Genomic DNA, 18,186 nt, shown 5'->3' with positions numbered 1-18,186 from the left:
ACCGTTGGCGGCATGAATGCCCTGACGTTCAATAAAAGCGGGCAGGCGGTGGCAGCATCGAACACCATCACCGGTTTCTTCGTCATCAATACAACGACCGGCAGAGCGCAATACGCCGGCGCCGATGGCGGCTTCAAATCGGCGGGTGACTTCGCCTATGACGGCGTTCACCTTTACCTCGCGGCAACCGGCAAGAAGCTGGTCGACTTCAATTTCTCCACCAATAAGTACCTCAGCCATCCGGTCACCTTGGTCAACCTGTTCGGCCTGGTCGTGCCGCAAAAGGGAGCGCTGGTCGGGTTTGCCGGCACCAAGGCCTACCGTCTTAACCAGGTGACCGGTGCCAGCACCCTCCTGTTCGACTTTACCGGCAAGGGGGTAAGCCAGATCAACGGCGCCGCATCGAAGTCGCTGTTCTAACCGAAGCGCCGCGCGAAGGGTTTGTTTCGCGCGGTTTGCCCAGGGTTTGCCACCGTGTCTCTCTTGCCGACGAGTCCACGACCCACTAGGTAGCGATGGAGTATCCCGCTACACCGGCAGAGATTTCGCCGGTGGGTGGGGGGGGTGGGCCCGAAGGAAAGTGGTGATCATGGAGTACAGAGGCGACGATGCGCCGGGCAGCCTGGATGCAGCTTTGCGCGATGCCGGCGTCGGCAGCAGCAAGGCCGAGGTCGAGGCGCTGATCGCCGGGGTCGCGGCGGCGCCGCCGGGATACGATGCCGACGCCTGGATGGATCTGATCCATCCTGACGCCCCACTGCAGCTGCGAGCGCTGCTGCGCCACAAACTCGGCACCGCCCGCGCCACGTTGCAGCAGCGTGCGGATGATAGCGGTGATCGCCTGGCTGCCTTGCGTAAGGAGCTGAAGCGCCGGCGGCTGGCGGGGTTCGTCGTGCCGCGCGCCGATCAGCATCAGGGCGAATACGTTGCCGAAGCCAGCGAGCGGTTGCGGTGGTTGACGTCGTTCACCGGCTCGGCGGGGACTGCCGTCGTCCTTCTTGACGCGGCGGCGTTGTTCATTGATGGGCGCTACACCCAGCAGGCCCGCGACGAGGTTGATGGCGCCGCGTTTGAACTGCGCCACGTGACCCATGAGCCGCTGAACGACTGGATTGCCACGCATCTGCCGGCGCGCGGCCGCCTCGGTTACGATCCCTGGCTGCATACGCGCAAACAGGTGCTGGCGCTTGAGCGGGCGTGCAGCCGTGCCGGCGGCCGCGCCGTGCCGCTGGAGGCCAATCTGATCGACCGGATCTGGACCAACCGTCCGCCCGAGCCAATCGCCCCGGTGATCGTTCACGACGCGGTCGTGGCTCCCGGCCTCTGGGCAGCGGAGAAGCGTCAATGCGTGGCGGCGACGCTGGCTAGCGAGGGGAGCGATGCCGCGGTATTGGCCCAGCCGGACGCCATCGCCTGGCTGCTCAACATTCGTGGTGGCGACGTGGCCTATGCACCGCTGCTGCTGGCGTTCGCCATCCTGCACAATGATGCGTCGGTTGAGCTGTTCTGCGATCCGCGCAAGCTGACGCCCCGGGTGCGGACGCATCTGGGCAATGGCGTCGCCGTTGCCAGCATGGATGCGTTTGCCGCAGCGTTGGCGAAGCTCGGTGACCGCAGGGCACGGGTGCGGGTGGATGCGGAACGGTGTCCGGTCTGGGCGGTGCAGCAGCTGCAGAAGGCGGGGGCCCGGCTCGAGTTCGCCGACGATCCCTGCCTGTTGCCGAAAGCGATCAAACACGAGGCCGAACTCGCCGCCATTCGCGAGGCGCACCGCATCGATGGCGCCGCTCTGAGCCGCTTCCTCTGCTGGCTGGCGAAATCGGCGCCGTCGGGACAGGTCAGCGAAATGGCCGCCGCCGAGCAACTGGAGCGCTTCCGCGCCGAACATCCCAGCTACCGTGGCGGCAGTTTTCCCACCATCTCGGCTGCGGCCGGTAATGGTGCCATCGTCCATTATCGGGTGACCGAGGCGACCAACCGACTGCTCGAGCCGGGCTCGCTCTATCTGGTGGATTCCGGTGGCCAGTATCCTTCCGCGACCACCGACGTGACGCGAACGGTTGCGGTCGGCTCACCCAGCGAGGAGATGCGCCGCCGGTTTACCGGCGTCCTGCAGGGCCATATCGCGCTGGCGACCGCGGTGTTTCCCCATGGGACCACCGGCGGCCAGCTCGACGTGCTGGCACGGATGCCTTTGTGGCGAGACGGGGTTGATTACGATCACGGCACCGGTCACGGAGTCGGTGCTTTCTTATGTGTGCATGAGGGCCCGCAACGCATTTCGAAAGTGCCGAATGCGGTGGCGCTGGAGAGCGGCATGATCCTCTCCAACGAGCCCGGCTATTACAAGGTCGGGCAGTTCGGCATCCGGATCGAAAATCTGGTTGCGGTTGTCGCCGCCGGCGCACCCGAGGGGGCGGAGCAGGATTTGCGCGAATTCGAGACGCTTACCCTGGCGCCGATCGATCGCACCCTGATCGACGTTACCGCATTGAGCGAACAAGAGCGCGCCTGGGTTGATGCTTATCATCAGCGCGTGCGCGACACGCTGACACCGCGGGTGGACGACGCAACCGCCGTCTGGTTAGCCGAGGTAACGCATCCCCTTTGTTAAGGCGGGCAGCCGATGGTGGGCCCGCAGCGGCTGTTCTGCTTTTAAGGTGTAACCACCCCACCGCGGACAGCCGGCGAGGAGAGCCGGCAAACCGTCGGCGGGGACTCCGCTGATATTAACGGGCAGCGCGAATAACCGCCAGCCGGCGACCCGGACGCAACAGCCGCAATTTTACCAGCCGATGTGCCAATGCTTTATTCCTCTGCTGTGGCGCAAGTATGCACCTATGACGCTAATATTTGCCTCTATCATTAGCGAATATGCGAACTGTAGCCATTTGCCGGCATAAGCGGGGTTAAGCTTTGGTGAAACTCGCGGCAAGCGAAAGCAATCACCAAGCGGCAGCTTTTGCTGGGCTGACCGGAAAAAGCATAGGGTCAGCGCGTTAATTTGCAGTTATGTGCGTCGCCGTACAGCCAAGCCCGCTGCGGGCGATGCGACGAGGTCAGTCGCCGCGGTACTCCGCCCAGCAGTGCGGCGTCTCAAAGACGAGGACGGCGGCGAGCAGCGGCAGCTGCGCTCGCATCCGCTGCCAGATCCACAGGGCGATGTTCTCGGCGGTGGGATTCTCCAGGCCGTCGATCTCATTGAGATAGTGGTGGTCGAGGATGGCGAGCAGCGGCGCGAAGGCGTTTTCGATCGCGAAGAAATCGACGACCCAGCCGCTTTGCGGGTCGACCGGTCCCTCGAGCCGCAGTTCCACCCGATAGGAATGTCCGTGCAGGGCGTAGCAGCGATGACCGACGGGCACTGCCGGCAAGCGGTGCGCTGCCTCGAAGTGAAAGGCTTGGGTGATGATCATGGAATGTTGAGGAGCTTGTGCAGTTGTAGGCTGAGTCGCCAGCGCGGGTTGGCGAGACAATAGGCGACAGCCAGCCGCGTGTGTCGAGCAATTTCCGGCCCGTCCATCGGCTGCAGGAAATGATGCGCGAAGGGCAGGTTGATGAAGCGCTCCGGTATGGCGTCAGGCTGTGGATAGACCAGCTTCAATTCGTCACCACGGGTAACGCTGAGCGGCGCTCCCGCTTTCGGACTGACGCAAATCCAGTCGAGGCCGGGTGGTAGCGACATGGTTCCGTTAGTCTCGACGGCAACGCGGGCGTTGTGGCGGTGGAAGGCATCGATGAGGGCAGCGTCGATCTGCAGCGCCGGCTCGCCGCCTGTCAGGACGACAAAAGGCGAGGCGGACGCGTCGCCGGCGCCGCGGCGCCAGTGCGCCATCGCGGCAATTGCTACCGCTTCGCTGCTCGCAAACCGGCCGCCGCCAAGCCCGCCGGTGCCGACGAAGTCGGTATCGCAGAAGCGGCATATGGCCTTGCTGCGATCTTGCTCCCGTCCGCTCCACAGATTGCAGCCGGCAAAGCGGACGAAGACGGTCGGACGCCCGGCGTTCGCCCCCTCGCCCTGTAGGCTGTAGAACATCTCCTTGACTGTGTAGGGCATCAATTCGTCCTGGCCGTTCCGGGTCACCGCCACCCCTGGCAGCCACGGCAGCGCCATGCAAGTCGCTGGCCGTCGGCCTCGGCTCATGGGCTGAAGATTAGCATGAGATAGGCAGCGAAGATTACCAAGTGTACCGCGCCCTGCAGCATGCTGGTGCGGATGCCGCCGAAGGTCATCGCCGAAACGATGAGCGTCAGCACCAGGAGGACGATCGAGGTGTTGTCGACACCGAGGGCGACACCCTTATCGGTGGTGAGGCTGATCATCAACACCGCCGGCACGGTCAGGCCAATGGTCGACAGCGCCGAGCCAAGACAGATGTTGACCGCTCGCTGNTGTAGCGGGTTTTCGAGCGCCGCCTTCAGCGCACTGATGCCCTCAGGCGTCAGCACCAGGGTGGCGATGAGGATGCCACCAAGGGCAGGCGGCGCGCGCAGCGCATCAATGCCGTAATCGACCACTGTCGCCAGCTTTTTCGACAACAGCACCACCGGCAGCATGGTCAGCAGGAGGAGGATGCCATGGTAGGCCACCGAACGGACCGAAGTGGCGCCGAGGTGAGGGTTGGGGGTCTCACTCTCNGATGTCGGCGTCGCGTGTCCGCCCGAGCGCGGCTCCTGAAAGAAGTTGCGATGGCGGCTGGTCTGGATGGCGAGAAAGGTAGCGTACAGCGCGACCGTCAAGGCGGCAAACCCTGTCTCCTGCAGCGGGTTCAGCGTCGCATCCGGCGTGGAGGTGGTGAACCGCGGCAGAATAAGCGCCATCGTCGCCAGCGGGACGATGACGGTGAGAAATGCCTGAGCACCCTGCAGGTTGAAATGCTGCTCGCGGTGACGGATACCGCCGATCAGCAGTGCCGTGCCGACCATGCCGTTGAGGACGATCATCAGCACCGCCATCATCGTGTCGCGCGCCAAGTTGGGCGAATCCGCGCCGAAGACCATGATCGAAGCGATCAGCGACACTTCGATACTGATGACGGCAAAGGTCAGGATCAGCGTGCCGTAGGGTTCGCCCAGTTCTTCCGCCAGGTGATCGGCGTGGCGAACCACGTTGAACGAACACCACAGCATGACGCCGAAGATCCACCAGAACAACCCGCCCGCCTTTGCCGGATTGGACAGATCGGCCAGCCACTGCGAGCCGAAGGTGAACAGGAGCAGCGCAGTTCCCATGCCGGCGATCAGGGAGGTTTCGGCGCCGATGGCGAGGAAAATCCTCCGGGCACGCCCGGGTTGAACAACTGCCTGGCCGGTGTCCATGCTCGAACTCGCTCCCGTCTGTGGTTAGCTTGGCACGCTTCACCGGCAGAGTACAAAAGTCGTCGCCATTGTGACACCTCGTGTGACATCTCGCGTGGGCATGGCGACAGGCGAACGTCGCATTGCCGCAGCTGACCGGCGGCAAGCCGTCCGATTTCGCCACGGCGCTGAGCATCGCACTGGCTTTTTTTATGCGTACCGGGCGCCGCGGCGGTGCGGCGCAACCGGCGTCATCGACGGAGCGCGGCAGCCGTGCTGGGAAATTAAACGGAAGTTGACCGGCGACGGCGTTGTTTGCGGAGCACCATCGACCTCCGGCAGGATACTGCGGTCGTCAAGTATTTATAAGTAATACGTTGAGTGACGTAATTGTCCATAAATTCAACCGATCTGTACCTCAGAACATGCATGTGTGTTCATAAGGTCACAGGCCGAATCACTCGGTCGATGGTCACCTCTTGCGATCATTATGTTCGTCCCTATATGCTGAAGCTGCGATAGGTAGTCGCAATATCTATGGACGATGCGGGATCAACCACCAAGAGGTCGAACGGATGCTGCGATGGATGAAGGGGGCGATGATCGCCGGAGCCTGCGCGATACTGCCGGTTCTGGCAATGGACGGGACAGCCGAGGCGCAGCGCGCGCAAGCGCCGGTCTACGTTCAGCAGGGTGTCGCATCCTGGTACGGTCCAGGCTTCCACGGACGACGGACGGCGAGCGGTGAACGCTTCAACCAGCACGACTTGACGGCGGCGCACAAGAAATTGCCGCTGGGTACCCGTGTGGTCGTCACCAATCTGCGCAACGGCAAATCGGTCGAGGTGGAAATCAACGACCGTGGGCCGTATGTGCGGGGTCGGATTCTTGATCTCTCACGTGCCGCAGCCGAGCAGATCGATATGAAGAAGTCGGGTGTCACGCCCGTTCGCCTCGAGATCAACGAAGACAACTGGCGCCTTAGCGATCGCGACAGTTGACGGCATCTTTCCCGCTGACCCGGGGTTGGGCTTCGGTTGGTATGGCCGCCCGAGCCCGAACCCCGGACCGTCCTCGCCCGGATGAAGGCCGGCAACGGGCAAGGATAATCGATCGTTATAGGATATCGGTGGCCATTGCGCCGCCATCGCCGGGTCGCAACGCTCCGGAAAACTGCCTACATTGCATCGACGCCCCTGGTGGCCGCGGCATTGCCGCGGCAAGAGCGAGCGCCCGATGGTCCTGCGTAATCCCTATGGCGAGTTCGTTGCCGGTTTCAGCCGTTTGCTCGCGGCGGGCGCCGAGCTTGTCCCCACAGCCGAGCCGCCGAGGCCGCCACTGGTCCATGCCGGCGCGCCGAGGGTGCTCCTCTTTTCACCGCATCCCGACGATGAATGCCTGACTGGCGCACTCCCCCTCCGTTTGCGGCGGGAGCGGGGGATGAACGTGATCAATGTGGCGGTGACGCTCGGCAGCAACCCTGCGCGCCGTGCTGCCCGTTGGCGGGAAGTGTCCGACGCCTGCGCCTGGCTTGGCTTCGGGATGCTGGCGGCGGCAACCGACGGTCTCGAGCGCATTAACCCGGCGACACGAGAGAACGAGCCCGGCTACTGGCAGACTGCCGTCGCGACCATTGCCGCGATCCTTGCCGAACAGCAGCCGACCATTCTCTTCGTCCCGCATCGCGATGACCGGCATCCGACGCACGTGGGTACCCATCACCTTGTCTTCGATGCATTGGCACAACTGGCGGGAGTCGCTCCCGCCTGGATCGTTGAGACCGAATATTGGGCGCCTTTGGTGACGCCAAACCTTATGGTGGGTTCCAGCGTCGACGATGTTGCCGATCTGGTGGCGGCGCTGGCGTGTCATCGCGGCGAAGTGGCACGCAATGCCTACCACTTGGCCTTGCCGGCCGGAATGATCGAGGCTGTCCGTCGTGGTACCGAACTGGTCAAGGGGTACGGGACGGCAGCGCCCGCCTGCCACTTTGCCACCTTGTATCGTCTGTCACGACGCAGGATGGATGCGGGCATCGAGGCCTACGCGGAGCCGCTGGTTATTCCGGCCGAAGCGGACCTTGGCCTGCTCTTTGCCGCTTAGCTGTAACAGGCGCGGATGCGGAGAGGGCAATGGCTGACGAAGCGACGGCGACGGAGAAGCACATTCTCTACTTTGCCGATCCCATGTGCTCGTGGTGCTGGGGGTTCGCGCCGGTGATCGACGCGCTCGCGGCCGCAGCGGCGGACCGTGCTACGCTGCGGGTTGTCATGGGCGGCCTTCGACCCGGAACGACCCGGCCGATGAGTGCGCGGGCGAAGACGGACGTGCGTCATCACTGGGAGGAGGTGCAAGCGCTGACCGGCCAGCCTTTCGCCTTCGATTTCTTCGCCCGTGAAGGCTTCGTCTATGACACGGAGCCGGCCAGCCGTGCCGTCGTCGTCGTGCAAAACCGCGTTCGTGCCCGTGCACTCGCGTATCTACAGGCGATCCAGCATGCCTTCTACGCGGAGAATCGTGACGTCACCGATGCGACGATTCTCGCGTCGCTTGCCGAACCCTTTGCCGTCGATGCGCCGACCTTTGCCACCGACTTCGCGTCCTACGGCGCGATCAAGACCACCCATGCCGGCTTTCAACTGGCGCAAACAATGGGCATCGGCGGCTTTCCCACCGTCATCCTGCGTGATGCAGGCGGCTTTGCCTGCCTGACCGCCGGCTATCAACCCTTGGCGGAGCTACGGCCGTTGCTCGCAACGTGGCTGGATGGTTGATTCCAGCGATCGTGCGGAGGAACTATGGACGAACACATCGATAGCCGCGACGTGCTTGACGCCGATCATCGGACAACAGCTGATTTTCCCGCATGGATCGTTGGCCATTTTCAGCCATTGGGCGCTGACCCATGGTGTGATTTCGCCTTCGTGGCGGCAGATGAGGGTGGCATCACCGTGATGACGGGCATCGAGGTCCAACTCGAGATGCAGATGCCAGCGATTCGCATGCGCTGGCACGGCAAAGTGATTCGGGCAGCATGGGCGCAGGGCGAGATCGACGCCGCGGCACGTGCCGATTTCATCGCCGCGCACCTGACGCCGATGCAGGCTGCAGGCGGCATTGGTGCGGCGGCGGTCATTGCAGAGAAGCTGTCCGATGGCCACGAACCATCGATGAATGACTGAAAGCGAGAGGTGGCCGCAAGAACGCGTCCACCCCTGAGATAGCGTCCCGGCAGCTGGGCTAACGTCGAGCTGCGGCAAGGCTTTGGCGCGCTTGGCTTACCGTCTCGAACTGGCAGGCGGTGCTCCCATCGCCGGTGATGCGGCTCGATACCGGTTTGGCCAGACCTTCGGCATACCAGGTGGCCGTCCCACCCTGCAGGATGCAGATTGCCACCTTGCCGGCATCGATCAGGGTGGATTGGTGATTGTCGCCGCAATCGTGCGGTTTGCAGCCCCAGGCGAGGAGGGCATCGCCGTCGGTGACGATGGGAGCGGCGACACTCCAGCCGAGCATGACCTCCTTGTAGCGGGTGGCGCCGATCAGCGCCGTCGTCGCCTGCTTCAGCGCCGCGTTGGCATAAAAGCCGGGCTTTTGATCGAAGGGGTATTTGCCGTTCCAGGCCGATGCCTTCGGTAACTCCGTGGTGGCGGCCGGCGCCGGCTGCACCGATAGCAGCGCCATCAGTACGGCGCCGGCGACGCCAGCGGTAATCCACCGGCCGAGGGGTGAGATAGGCGAAAACGAGGTGGCGTCCATCTGGCAAACTCCTTGCGGCAGCATCTGTCGGGTCGATGCGGTGGTTCCATGCCTGGATACAGCGGAGACCAGTTCAACCGCCAATGCAACTTCCTTGCGGCATCCGACCGTGCGTGATGGCTTTGACCGTCGCGGCGGAGGGGACTACAAGAGCCGTCCCGCGCCCGCCACGGCGGGGACCCGAAACAATGGGGTGCCGCAACACTTGGGTGCCGCAACACTGGGGTGCAGGTGCAATGACGTCCATCAGCGAACGGATTGCCGGCGAGCTGGGGGTGAAGGATTGGCAGGTGACGGCGGCGGTGGCCCTTCTCGACGAGGGCGCCACGGTTCCGTTCGTCGCTCGCTACCGCAAGGAGATGACCGGAACGCTCGACGATGCGCAATTGCGCACGCTGGAAGAGCGACTGGGTTACCTGCGCGAGCTGGAGGATCGTCGGGCGGCGATCATCGAGAGCGTTGAGGCGCAAGGCAAGCTCGACGATGCGCTCCGAAAAGCGATCATGGAAGCCGACAGTAAGGCGCGGCTCGAAGACCTCTACCTGCCGTACAAGCCGAAACGGCGGACGAAAGCGCAGATTGCCCGCGAGGCGGGGCTGGCGCCCCTGGCCGAAACTCTCCTGGCAAATCCGGAGAGTGAGCCGCGCCTTGTCGCTGCCGATTACCTCAATCCGGAGCAGGGCATCGCCGACGTGGACGCCGCGCTCGAGGGCGCGCGGGCGATCCTGGTCGAGCACTTCGCCGAAGACGGCGAACTGATCGGCCAGCTGCGGGAAGAGGTATGGGCGCTGGGCCGTTTCGTCGCCAAGGTAAAGGAAGGCCAAGCCGACGCCGGTGCCAAGTTCGCCGACTCTNATTTTGACTTCAGCGAAGCGCTGGTGAAGCTTCCATCCCACCGCATCCTGGCGCTGTTTCGCGGCGAGAAAGAAGGCGTGCTCGACCTCGACCTGCAGCCGGAGCCGCTCGATCCGGAGGCCGACAAGACGGTGCCGAGCCGGTTCGAACAGCGGATCGCCGCGCGCTTCGCCATCGTCAATTGCGGCCGCCTCGGGGATCGCTGGCTCGCCGAGACCGTCCGCTGGGCCTGGCGAACGAAGATCCTGGTGCACCTGCAGATCGACCTGCGCGCCCGGCTGTGGGAAATCGCCGAAGCCGAGGCGGTCAAGGTGTTTGCCGGCAACCTGCGTGATCTGTTGCTGGCTGCCCCCGCCGGTACCCGCGCGACCATGGGGCTTGATCCTGGTTTTCGCACCGGGGTCAAGGTTGCGGTTGTCGATGCCACCGGCAAGGTTGCCGCGACCTCGACCATCTACCCGCACGAACCGCAACGCCGCTGGGACGAGGCGATCGCCGAGCTGGCACGGCTGGCGACCGAGTGCAAGGTGGACCTGATCGCCATCGGCAACGGCACCGCCTCGCGCGAAACGGATCGGCTTGCCGGCGAACTGATGCTTCGCCATCCGGCGCTCAAGCTCACCAAGGTGATGGTTTCGGAAGCAGGGGCATCGGTCTATTCCGCCTCTGCCTACGCATCGCAGGAACTGCCGGGTCTCGACGTCTCGCTGCGTGGCGCCGTGTCCATTGCAAGGCGGCTGCAGGATCNNCCCGCCGAGTTGGTGAAGATCGATCCCAAGTCCATCGGCGTCGGCCAGTACCAGCACGACCTCAGCGAGGGGAAGCTGTCCCGCTCGCTCGACGCGGTGGTGGAAGACTGCGTTAACGCCGTCGGTGTCGACGTCAACACCGCGTCAGCGCCACTGCTGGCGCGGGTCTCGGGGATCGGCGACGGTCTCGCCAGCAACATCGTCCAGCATCGGGAGAGCAACGGCCGCTTTGCCACCCGTGCCGCCTNNTTGAAGCAGGTGTCGCGCCTCGGTCCCAAGGCGTTCGAGCTGTGTGCGGGTTTTCTGCGCATTCCCGGTGGTGATGATCCGCTCGACGCGTCCGGCGTCCACCCGGAGGCCTACCCGGTGGTGCGGCGTATCCTTGCCGCCACCGGCACGGAGTTGCAATCGCTGATCGGCAACGGGCCGATGCTGCGCAGCCTGATCCCGCAGGAGTTCGTCGACGACAACTTCGGCGTGCCGACGGTGACCGACATTCTGCGCGAACTGGAGAAACCCGGGCGTGACCCGCGCCCGAGCTTCAAGACCGCAAGCTTCCGCGAGGGCATCGAGAAGATCAGCGATCTGCAGCCGGGAATGGTGCTCGAAGGCGTGGTCACCAACGTTGCCGCCTTTGGCGCCTTCGTTGACATCGGCGTGCATCAGGACGGGCTGGTCCACATCTCCGCCATGTCGAACAGCTTCGTCAAGGATCCGCGCGCGGTGGCCAAACCGGGCGACATCGTTCGTGTCAAGGTTTTGNGGTGGGATGCGGCGCGCAAACGCATCGCGCTGAGTATGCGGCTTGATGATGCCGGCGGCACGCGCCAAGTGGCGCGGGAAACGCGGAGCGGCGCGGCCAAGGGAGAGGGCAGGGGAAATGGCAGGGGCGATGAACGCCAAGCGCGGCCGTCGTCTCTACGTCCAGCAGCGCAGCGTTCCACGAGCAACGTCCGTCAGAGCAACGATCACCGGATCAACGTGCATCAGGCCAACAACCGCCGGATCAACGATCAGCCGGTAAGCGTTCGTCGGACTCCCGTCCGAAGCAGCGCCAGGCGGCCGCGGATTTCGGCGACGGCGCGATGGCAGAAGCCCTGCGCCGTGCCGGCCTCGGCGGCAGTGGCGCAGCCGACGGCAATGGCAGCGAAAAGGAACGCAGCCGTCGCCGCTGACCCACCGCTGTTCCGCCATCGTGACCCGGGCAGTTACGACTTTGCCCGGGTGACGATCGAGACTTCCGAGTGCAGGGTCCGATGCACCGGGCACTTGTCGGCGATCTCGAGCAGCCTGGCCCGCGTCGGCGCATCGAGCGGGCCGACCAATTCGATTTCCCGCTCGATGCGGTCGATTCTGCCGTCCTTCGTCTCGCAGTCCGCACAATCTGCAGCGTGAATCTTGGCGTGACGCAGCGTTACCGCGACCCGTTGCAGCGGCAACTGTTTGTGCTGGGCATACATGCGCACCGTCATTGCCGTGCAGGCGCCGAGCGCTACCAGGAGGTAGTCATAGGGGCTGGGGCCGGTGTCGGTGCCGCCGGAGCTTAGCGGTTCGTCGGCGGTGAGGAGATGGCGTCCGCCGACGGAGACCACTTGGGCGAAGCCGCCCGTTCCTGCCTCGGCGACGGTCACCGCCCCCTCGGGTGCAACCACCGCCGGATGCGCACCCGGCGTTGCTCCCTGTTGCGGCAGGTAACGGCTGGCCCATGCGGCGATGACGTCGGCAGCGTAGACGGCGTCCTCGCGCCGGCTCAGCAGGTGGTCGGCGCCATCAAGGGAGACGAAGCTCTTCGAGTGCCTGGCGGCGGTGAAGATGCGCGTGGCATTGTCGATGCCCACGGTCTCGTCACCCGGAGCGTGCAGGATCAGCAGAGCCCGCGACAAATGGGCGATCGTCTCGCCCAGGCGATGACCTTCGATGTCGTCGAGAAACTGCCGCTTGATCCGGAACGGCCGTCCCGCCAGCAGCACCTCGGCCTCGCCGCGCTGTTCGATCTCGGCGATCGCCGGCTGCAACAGTCGGGTGATGTGCGCCGGGTCTGCCGGTGCGGCGATGGTGGCGATGGCAGCCGTTTCCGGCACCTTGGTGGCCGCGGCAAGGACGGCGGTGCCGCCGAGGCTGTGGCCGATCAGCAGCTTCGGTGCTTCGTGCGTTTGCCGCAGCCAGGCGACGGCGGCGAGCAGGTCACCGATGTTGGAGGAGAAGTTGGTGTTGGCGAATTCGCCTTCACTGGCGCCGAGGCCGGTAAAANNGTCGAAGCGTAGGACGCCGAAGCCGTGCGCCGTGAGTTCGGCGGCGATACGCGAGGCGGCAAAGACGTTCTGACTGCAGGTAAAGCAGTGGGCAAACAGGGCGTAGGCATGCGGTTTGCTCTCCGGACGGTCGAGGCGGGCGGCGAGTTGGCTTTCGCCGTCGGCGCCGGTGAATGTAACCTTTTCGCTTCGCGAAGCGGGCATGGACGGACTCCTTCTTTCCACAGACGAGACTTGTTCTCTGCGGCAAATGATCGCTCGACTTCACCTTGTCATATGACAATCGTTCGCACTTAGGTTAAGCGGGCAGAGCCTCAGACGTCCTTGCCGACGTCTGCCTGTCGATCGCAGGAGGTAACGATGACGCACTCGCCGCTGTTGCCCTATCGCCTGACCATATGCGGGCTTTATGAACTCGACTTGCACGCCGCGGCTGACGTCGGCTGCGTCGTCTCCATCCTCGATCCGGACTTCCCAGACCCGGTGGCGTTCCACCGCTACCCGCCGCATCGGCGGATTCTCTACCGCTTCGACGACGTTGTCCGTGATCGTGCCGGGGTCGTTGCGCCGGCGGTCGCCAACGTCCACGCCATCCTCGATCTCGGACGGGAGATGGCAAGCGAGCCGGTGGAGCACGTGCTGATCCACTGTCACGCCGGCGTTTCCCGCTCCACCGCGGCAGCGATCATTCTGATGGTGCAGGACAATCCCGGGCGCGAGGCGGAGGCGTTCGCCGAACTGTCGCGCATCCGCCCGCGCAGTTGGCCGAACGCGCTGATGCTGACGCTCGCCGATGCGATCCTGGCCCGCGACGGCGCACTCACCGAGCACCTGCGCGAGCATCAACGGCGCGTCGTTCGCAGCCATCCCGATCTGGCAGACTTGCTGATCGGCTCGGAACGAGCGCACGAGGTGTTGGACCTGATGGGCGAGGCGTCGCATTACGCCACTGCCCGCACCTGACAACGAGCCGCCTATGCCCACCTCCAGAGAGACAACGATCGGCGGCGCGCGTCGTGATCCAGGACCACGGTTTTCGTGCCGGGGTGTTGCACATCTTCGAGCCGTTGGCGGTGGCCGGCGATGGCGAGCAGTCGCATATCGTGCACGTGCTGGTGCCGCGCGATTACACACCCGCGTCACGCAACTACCGCGTCGTCTACATGAACGACGGCAATACCGCATTCTTTCCTGGCGGGCCGGCGAATCTGACCTGGAACATGGCGACGACGCTGGCCGGTCTCTACGATCAGGCGGCGATCGAGCCGGTGATCGTCGTCGCCATCTTTCCGATCGCCCGCAATCGCGACTACACCCACGTTGCTTGGGGCGGCCCCGAGTGCTGCGGCGTGGAAGCCTATACCCGCATCCTTGCCGACCAGATCAAGCCGTTCATTGACGCCAACTACGCAACCAAGCCAGAGCCGCAGTCGACGCTGATGTTGGGCTCCTCGCATGGCGGACTCTGCGCCTTCTATGTCGGCAGCCGGCGGCCCGACCGCTTCGGTGTCGTTGCCGCCCTGTCCTCTTCTTTCTGGGTCGGTCTCGACCTGCGGACCACCACCAGTCTGGCAGTGCCGTCGCCCGAAAAGACGCTGGCGGCGAGCGCGCTTCTGGCGATGGCGCGGCCTACATTGGCCGATCGGGCGCGGCGACCACGGCTGTTGCTGGAATGGGGGCTGGTGCGCACGGGTGGTCCGCACAACAGCGAAATCGAGGCTCGGGCGACGGTGCGCGGTCGGGAAATGGAGGCGCTGCTGGTCGACGAGTTCGGCTATCGCCTCGATCGCGATCTGGTGACGATCGAAGACCCTGAGGGTGAGCACAACGAGATCACCTGGGAGCGGCACAGTCCGCGCGTCCTCAAGTTCTTCTTCGCCGCCTGATTATCTTGCCATTGCGGTCATCCCTGCCATCGCGGCCTTAACGCCGAGCCGCTGACGCGCTATCTCACGTCGATACAGTGATGGCGGAGGCGATGCGGGTGAGTGCCGGCAAGCGGGGTGCGGCTAGCGGCCACAGACGACCGCAGCGTCGACAGTTGGCGGTCAGCTCCGAGGTGATGGAGGTGACGGTGACGCGCATCGGCGCCCAGGGCGACGGCATCGCCGATGGCGACCGCGGTCGCCTCTATATCCCGCTCACAGTCCCGGGCGATCGGCTGCGGGTGCGAGCACTTTCCCGGCACGGTGACGGTTTCGCCGCCGAACTGATCCAGGTCCTCGATCCAGGCCCGGGCCGATCCGCACCGCCATGCCCGCACTTTGGCCATTGTGGCGGCTGCAGCCTGCAGCACCTCACGGCGGAAGCGTATCGTCGCTGGCTGCTGGACCGACTGACCGAACCGCTTGCCCGCGTTGGTCTTGCTGACGCTGCGATCGCTCCGCTGCTGCAGACGCAGCCTCGCAGCCGGCGGCGGGCGACGTTTAGTGCATTGCGTCCGGGTGCAGCCGCTGGCGCTATCGTCGGCTTCCAGGTGAGCCGCGGCCACGCCATCGTCGATCTCAGCGACTGTCACGTGCTGGTGCCGGCGATGATGCCGCTGCTGCCCGCGCTGCGGTCGCTGTTCGCCGGCATTCTGCTGCCTCGCCAGCGCATCGACGTGGCGGTCACCGCCGCCGACACCGGGCTCGACGTTGTTGTCGGCTGGCCGGCCTCGCCGGACCTTGCCTTGCGCGAAACATTGGCGAGTTTTGCTGAGAATGCCGATCTGGCGCGGTTGTCGGTCCTGGTAGGCGACGGCCCGGTCGAGCCAATCGTCGGGCGCCGCGGTGTCGGCGTTCGCTTCGGGCGGACGGTCGTATCCCTTCCCGCAGGCGGTTTTCTGCAGGCGAGCCGGGAGGGCGAGGCGGCGCTGGTTGCGGCGATCCGCGCTGCCGCCGAAGGCCGGCGAAGCGCCGCCGATCTGTTTGCCGGCGCGGGTGCCTTCACCTTTCCCCTCGCCGAGGCCGGCATCCGGGTGCACGCGGTCGATGCCGATCGTGCGGCGATCGCGGCGCTCACCGCCGCCGCCGGCGGACTGCCGCAGGTCAACGCCGAGGTGCGCGACCTGTTCGCCCGGCCGTTGCGTGCCGACGAACTCAACTGCTTCGAGATGGTTATTTTCGATCCGCCACGCGCCGGCGCCCGTGCCCAGGCGGAGCAACTGGCCGGCTCGAAGGTGACGGTGGTGGTGGCGGTCTCCTGTAATCCCCAGACCTTTGCCCGCGATGCGCGCATTCTCGTTGACGGCGGCTATCGCCTCGATAGCGTCACTCCGGTGGATCAGTTTCTGTGGTCGGCGCACCTGGAACTGGTGGCCGTCTTCCGCCGCTGAGGCGAACGCACTTAGCGCGGTCGCGGCGTGGTCAGCGCTTTGGCGTAAAGAGCGATGAACAGGCCGAAGGCCAGCACCCAGGCGACACCGGCACCGATCAGCAGCGGCGCATAGTGTTGTGGAAACAAGGCGGCACCGATGCGGGCGCCACCGGCGAGGAGAACGGCGGCGTAGATCAAGGTGGTGCCGGCGCCGGCATGCAACGGCCGCCCGGTGTGGCCGAGGCTAGCCCGGGTCATGACCGCCAGCACCATCGAGCCGATAGCGCCGGCGGTCAATGCGTGGACGCCGGCGGTCGACGGCACCGCGGCGACGAAAGGATGCAGGGCGAGCAGCGCGAGGCCGATGGGAATCCACAGATAGGCGACGTGCAGCATCCACAACAGCGGTTCGCGCAGGGTGCGATCGGCGGCCCAGCGGCAGAGGCGGAGGAGGTTGGCGGCCGCGGCGACGGCCAGGAGCAGTGCGGTGAGGATGGCATCGTCTGCCACCACCCAGGCGGTCAGGGCGATGACGGTGGCGACCAAAGTTGCCTGATCGAAGCGACCGAAGGGCGCCGGCAGGCGACCCTCACCCTGCTTGCTCAGCCAGTTGCGAGTAAAGCTTGGGATGATGCGGCCGCCGATCAACGCCACCAGCGCCACAAGAGTAGCGATCCCCAGCCGCGAGGCGAGTGCGGGCGTGCTGCCGGTGACCAGCGCCTCGGTGTGGAAAATGGCATTGGCGGCCAGGAGGGCAAATAGTGCAGTAGCAACCGGCAGATTCCGCCAGTTGCGTCCGGCGGTGATTTCACGGGCGACGGCAAGAAACAGCGCCGCGAGGAAGGTGACGTCGATGGTGGCGGCGGTCAGGCCGCCGATCAGCGCCGAACTGGCGACTGCCAGTCGCCCGGCAAGCCACAACAGCGTCAGCAGGAGCAACGCTGGCCCCTGCAGCGGCAGCCGTCCGGTCCAGTTCGGCACCGCGGTCAGCACGAAACCGGCGACGGCGGCGGCGGCAAAGCCAAACAGCATCTCATGTGCATGCCAGTCGGGCGGATTGAAGCTGGTGGGAAGCACGATGATGCCGGCAAAGGCCAGCAGCCAGATGGCGATGCCGATTGCCGCCCACAGGGCGGCAAGGAGAAAGAATGGGCGGAAGCCATAGCTGAGCACCGCCGGACCGTTGAAGGCGCGCAGGCGCGGCGTGGGAGTGGTGGCAGCTTTGGCGGACGAGCCCATCGCGGTGCACCTTTCTGCAACAATCCATTTGCAGCGCGCGCTCTGGCAGGGCTGCGGTGGGTGAGGCCGAACCCGCTGGAGCCTCTACCCTGTCAATGCGGTAGGGGCGTCGACGTGGCGGGTACATCGCCATCAGGCAATTGTCTCTGGAATAGTCCGGCGGCGCAATCGGCAGGGTGGAAGCGATGGCGAATGCTCTGTAGGTATGGGGTGCAGCACGGGCATCGTTGTGTTCGTGCACACCAGCCTTGAACGCGCTGACACAAGAGCGCGTGGGAGTGAAGTTCGAACGGCGGGGCGCGGCTAATGAAGATGAAGACCAAGTCTTGGATTCAGTTTGCCGCGCTGCCGTTTCGGATGCGGGAGGGGCAGCCTGAAGTGCTGCTCATTACCTCGCGAGAGACGGGCCGCTGGATCATTCCCAAAGGGTGGCCGGCAAAGAGCCTGACGCCGTCGGCAGTCGCCGCGCGTGAAGCCTACGAAGAAGCAGGGCTGGTGGGCAAAGTCCGCAAGCGCTCGGTGGGCACCTTCCGTTACGAAAAGCGCCTGCCCCGCGAAAGCGTCGTCTCCTGCAAGGTTCGGGTCTTTCTGCTCGACGTGAAGGAGGAACTGGACCGGTGGCCGGAGCAGGACCACCGCGAGCGGTGCTGGCTGTCGCCGGCGGAAGCGGCGGAGCGGGTGGGCGAGGCCGAACTGAGCCGGCTGCTGCGGTCGCTCCCTGGATTGCTGAATTGAGT

Annotated in this window: 17 protein-coding genes and 1 pseudogene; 12 read left to right on the top strand and 6 right to left on the bottom strand. The window is 65.0% G+C overall.

From position 1 onward, the window contains the following. The first annotated feature begins 12 nt into the window (after positions 1-12). The gene (locus HQ394_RS04165; RefSeq protein ID WP_190262150.1) at positions 13-420 is read left to right on the top strand and encodes a hypothetical protein; all 408 of its coding nucleotides are present in this window, start codon (positions 13-15) and stop codon (positions 418-420) included. Positions 421-589: 169 nt separating this feature from the next. Continuing rightward, positions 590-2,614, top strand: a complete 2,025-nt coding sequence (locus HQ394_RS04160) for an aminopeptidase P family protein (protein WP_190262149.1) — start codon at positions 590-592, stop codon at positions 2,612-2,614. A gap of 445 nt (positions 2,615-3,059) precedes the next feature. Here the strand turns inward: HQ394_RS04160 and queD are convergent, their stop codons facing one another. From queD to HQ394_RS04145, 3 genes are read right to left on the bottom strand one after another with little or no spacing between them, the layout of a single operon-like run. Next, positions 3,060-3,416, bottom strand: a complete 357-nt coding sequence (gene queD, locus HQ394_RS04155) for a 6-carboxytetrahydropterin synthase QueD (RefSeq protein WP_190262148.1) — start codon at positions 3,414-3,416, stop codon at positions 3,060-3,062. Continuing rightward, on the bottom strand, positions 3,413-4,114 hold the full coding sequence (gene queE, locus HQ394_RS04150; RefSeq protein ID WP_456151484.1) for a 7-carboxy-7-deazaguanine synthase: 702 nt from the start codon (positions 4,112-4,114) through the stop codon (positions 3,413-3,415). The genes queD and queE overlap by 4 nt, the downstream gene beginning before the upstream one ends. A gap of 26 nt (positions 4,115-4,140) precedes the next feature. Further along, positions 4,141-5,232: a calcium:proton antiporter gene (locus HQ394_RS04145; RefSeq protein ID WP_190263116.1), complete on the bottom strand. Its 1,092-nt coding sequence runs from the start codon at positions 5,230-5,232 to the stop codon at positions 4,141-4,143. 209 nt (positions 5,233-5,441) lie between these two features. Between HQ394_RS04145 and HQ394_RS04140 the strand changes: the two genes are divergently transcribed. From HQ394_RS04140 to HQ394_RS04120, 5 genes are all read left to right on the top strand, one after another. After that, a complete protein-coding gene (locus tag HQ394_RS04140) occupies positions 5,442-5,597 on the top strand; it encodes a hypothetical protein (protein ID WP_190262147.1) in 156 nt (51 codons plus the stop codon). A gap of 300 nt (positions 5,598-5,897) precedes the next feature. Continuing rightward, positions 5,898-6,299, top strand: a complete 402-nt coding sequence (locus tag HQ394_RS04135; RefSeq protein ID WP_223291836.1) for a septal ring lytic transglycosylase RlpA family protein — start codon at positions 5,898-5,900, stop codon at positions 6,297-6,299. Between the two features lie 235 nt (positions 6,300-6,534). Then, positions 6,535-7,401: a PIG-L deacetylase family protein gene (locus HQ394_RS04130; RefSeq protein WP_190262146.1), complete on the top strand. Its 867-nt coding sequence runs from the start codon at positions 6,535-6,537 to the stop codon at positions 7,399-7,401. Between the two features lie 29 nt (positions 7,402-7,430). Further along, the gene (locus HQ394_RS04125; protein WP_190262145.1) at positions 7,431-8,072 is read left to right on the top strand and encodes a DsbA family protein; all 642 of its coding nucleotides are present in this window, start codon (positions 7,431-7,433) and stop codon (positions 8,070-8,072) included. 180 nt (positions 8,073-8,252) lie between these two features. Next, positions 8,253-8,480, top strand: a complete 228-nt coding sequence (locus HQ394_RS04120; RefSeq protein ID WP_190262144.1) for a hypothetical protein — start codon at positions 8,253-8,255, stop codon at positions 8,478-8,480. Between the two features lie 58 nt (positions 8,481-8,538). Here HQ394_RS04120 and HQ394_RS04115 read toward each other — a convergent pair whose 3' ends face one another. Beyond that, positions 8,539-9,057, bottom strand: a complete 519-nt coding sequence (locus HQ394_RS04115; protein WP_223291835.1) for a hypothetical protein — start codon at positions 9,055-9,057, stop codon at positions 8,539-8,541. Between the two features lie 35 nt (positions 9,058-9,092). On the opposite strand from HQ394_RS04115, the pseudogene HQ394_RS04110 reads away from it, so the two are divergent. Then, a pseudogene (locus HQ394_RS04110) lies at positions 9,093-11,405 on the top strand (Tex family protein); the annotation flags it as partial. Between the two features lie 464 nt (positions 11,406-11,869). Here HQ394_RS04110 and HQ394_RS04105 read toward each other — a convergent pair. After that, entirely contained in the window at positions 11,870-13,117 is a 1,248-nt protein-coding gene (locus HQ394_RS04105; protein WP_190262142.1) for a bifunctional alpha/beta hydrolase/OsmC family protein, read from the bottom strand. A gap of 156 nt (positions 13,118-13,273) precedes the next feature. On the opposite strand from HQ394_RS04105, the gene HQ394_RS04100 reads away from it, so the two are divergent. The 3 genes from HQ394_RS04100 (at position 13,274) to HQ394_RS04090 (ending at position 16,229) form a co-directional block, all read left to right on the top strand. Beyond that, positions 13,274-13,876 carry a tyrosine phosphatase family protein gene (locus tag HQ394_RS04100; protein WP_190262141.1) on the top strand — a complete coding sequence of 201 codons (603 nt, stop codon included), beginning with the start codon at positions 13,274-13,276 and terminating at the stop codon, positions 13,874-13,876. A 53-nt stretch (positions 13,877-13,929) separates the two neighbouring features. After that, positions 13,930-14,799 (top strand): alpha/beta hydrolase, encoded by an 870-nt coding sequence (locus HQ394_RS04095; RefSeq protein ID WP_190262140.1) that lies wholly within the window; start codon positions 13,930-13,932, stop codon positions 14,797-14,799. Between the two features lie 80 nt (positions 14,800-14,879). Further along, a complete protein-coding gene (locus tag HQ394_RS04090; protein WP_223291833.1) occupies positions 14,880-16,229 on the top strand; it encodes a class I SAM-dependent RNA methyltransferase in 1,350 nt (449 codons plus the stop codon). Positions 16,230-16,240: 11 nt separating this feature from the next. On the opposite strand, the gene HQ394_RS04085 is transcribed toward HQ394_RS04090, so the two are convergent. Then, on the bottom strand, positions 16,241-17,449 hold the full coding sequence (locus HQ394_RS04085; protein ID WP_190262139.1) for an NnrS family protein: 1,209 nt from the start codon (positions 17,447-17,449) through the stop codon (positions 16,241-16,243). Between the two features lie 312 nt (positions 17,450-17,761). Between HQ394_RS04085 and HQ394_RS04080 the strand changes: the two genes are divergently transcribed. Beyond that, positions 17,762-18,184, top strand: coding sequence for an NUDIX hydrolase (locus HQ394_RS04080; RefSeq protein ID WP_223291832.1), 423 nt, complete (start codon positions 17,762-17,764; stop codon positions 18,182-18,184). Positions 18,185-18,186: the final 2 nt, after the last annotated feature.

Source organism: Defluviicoccus vanus (assembly GCF_014672695.1).
Taxonomy (GTDB): domain Bacteria; phylum Pseudomonadota; class Alphaproteobacteria; order Rhodospirillales; family Defluviicoccaceae; genus Defluviicoccus; species Defluviicoccus vanus.
This window is presented reverse-complemented; position numbering and strand designations above follow the sequence as displayed.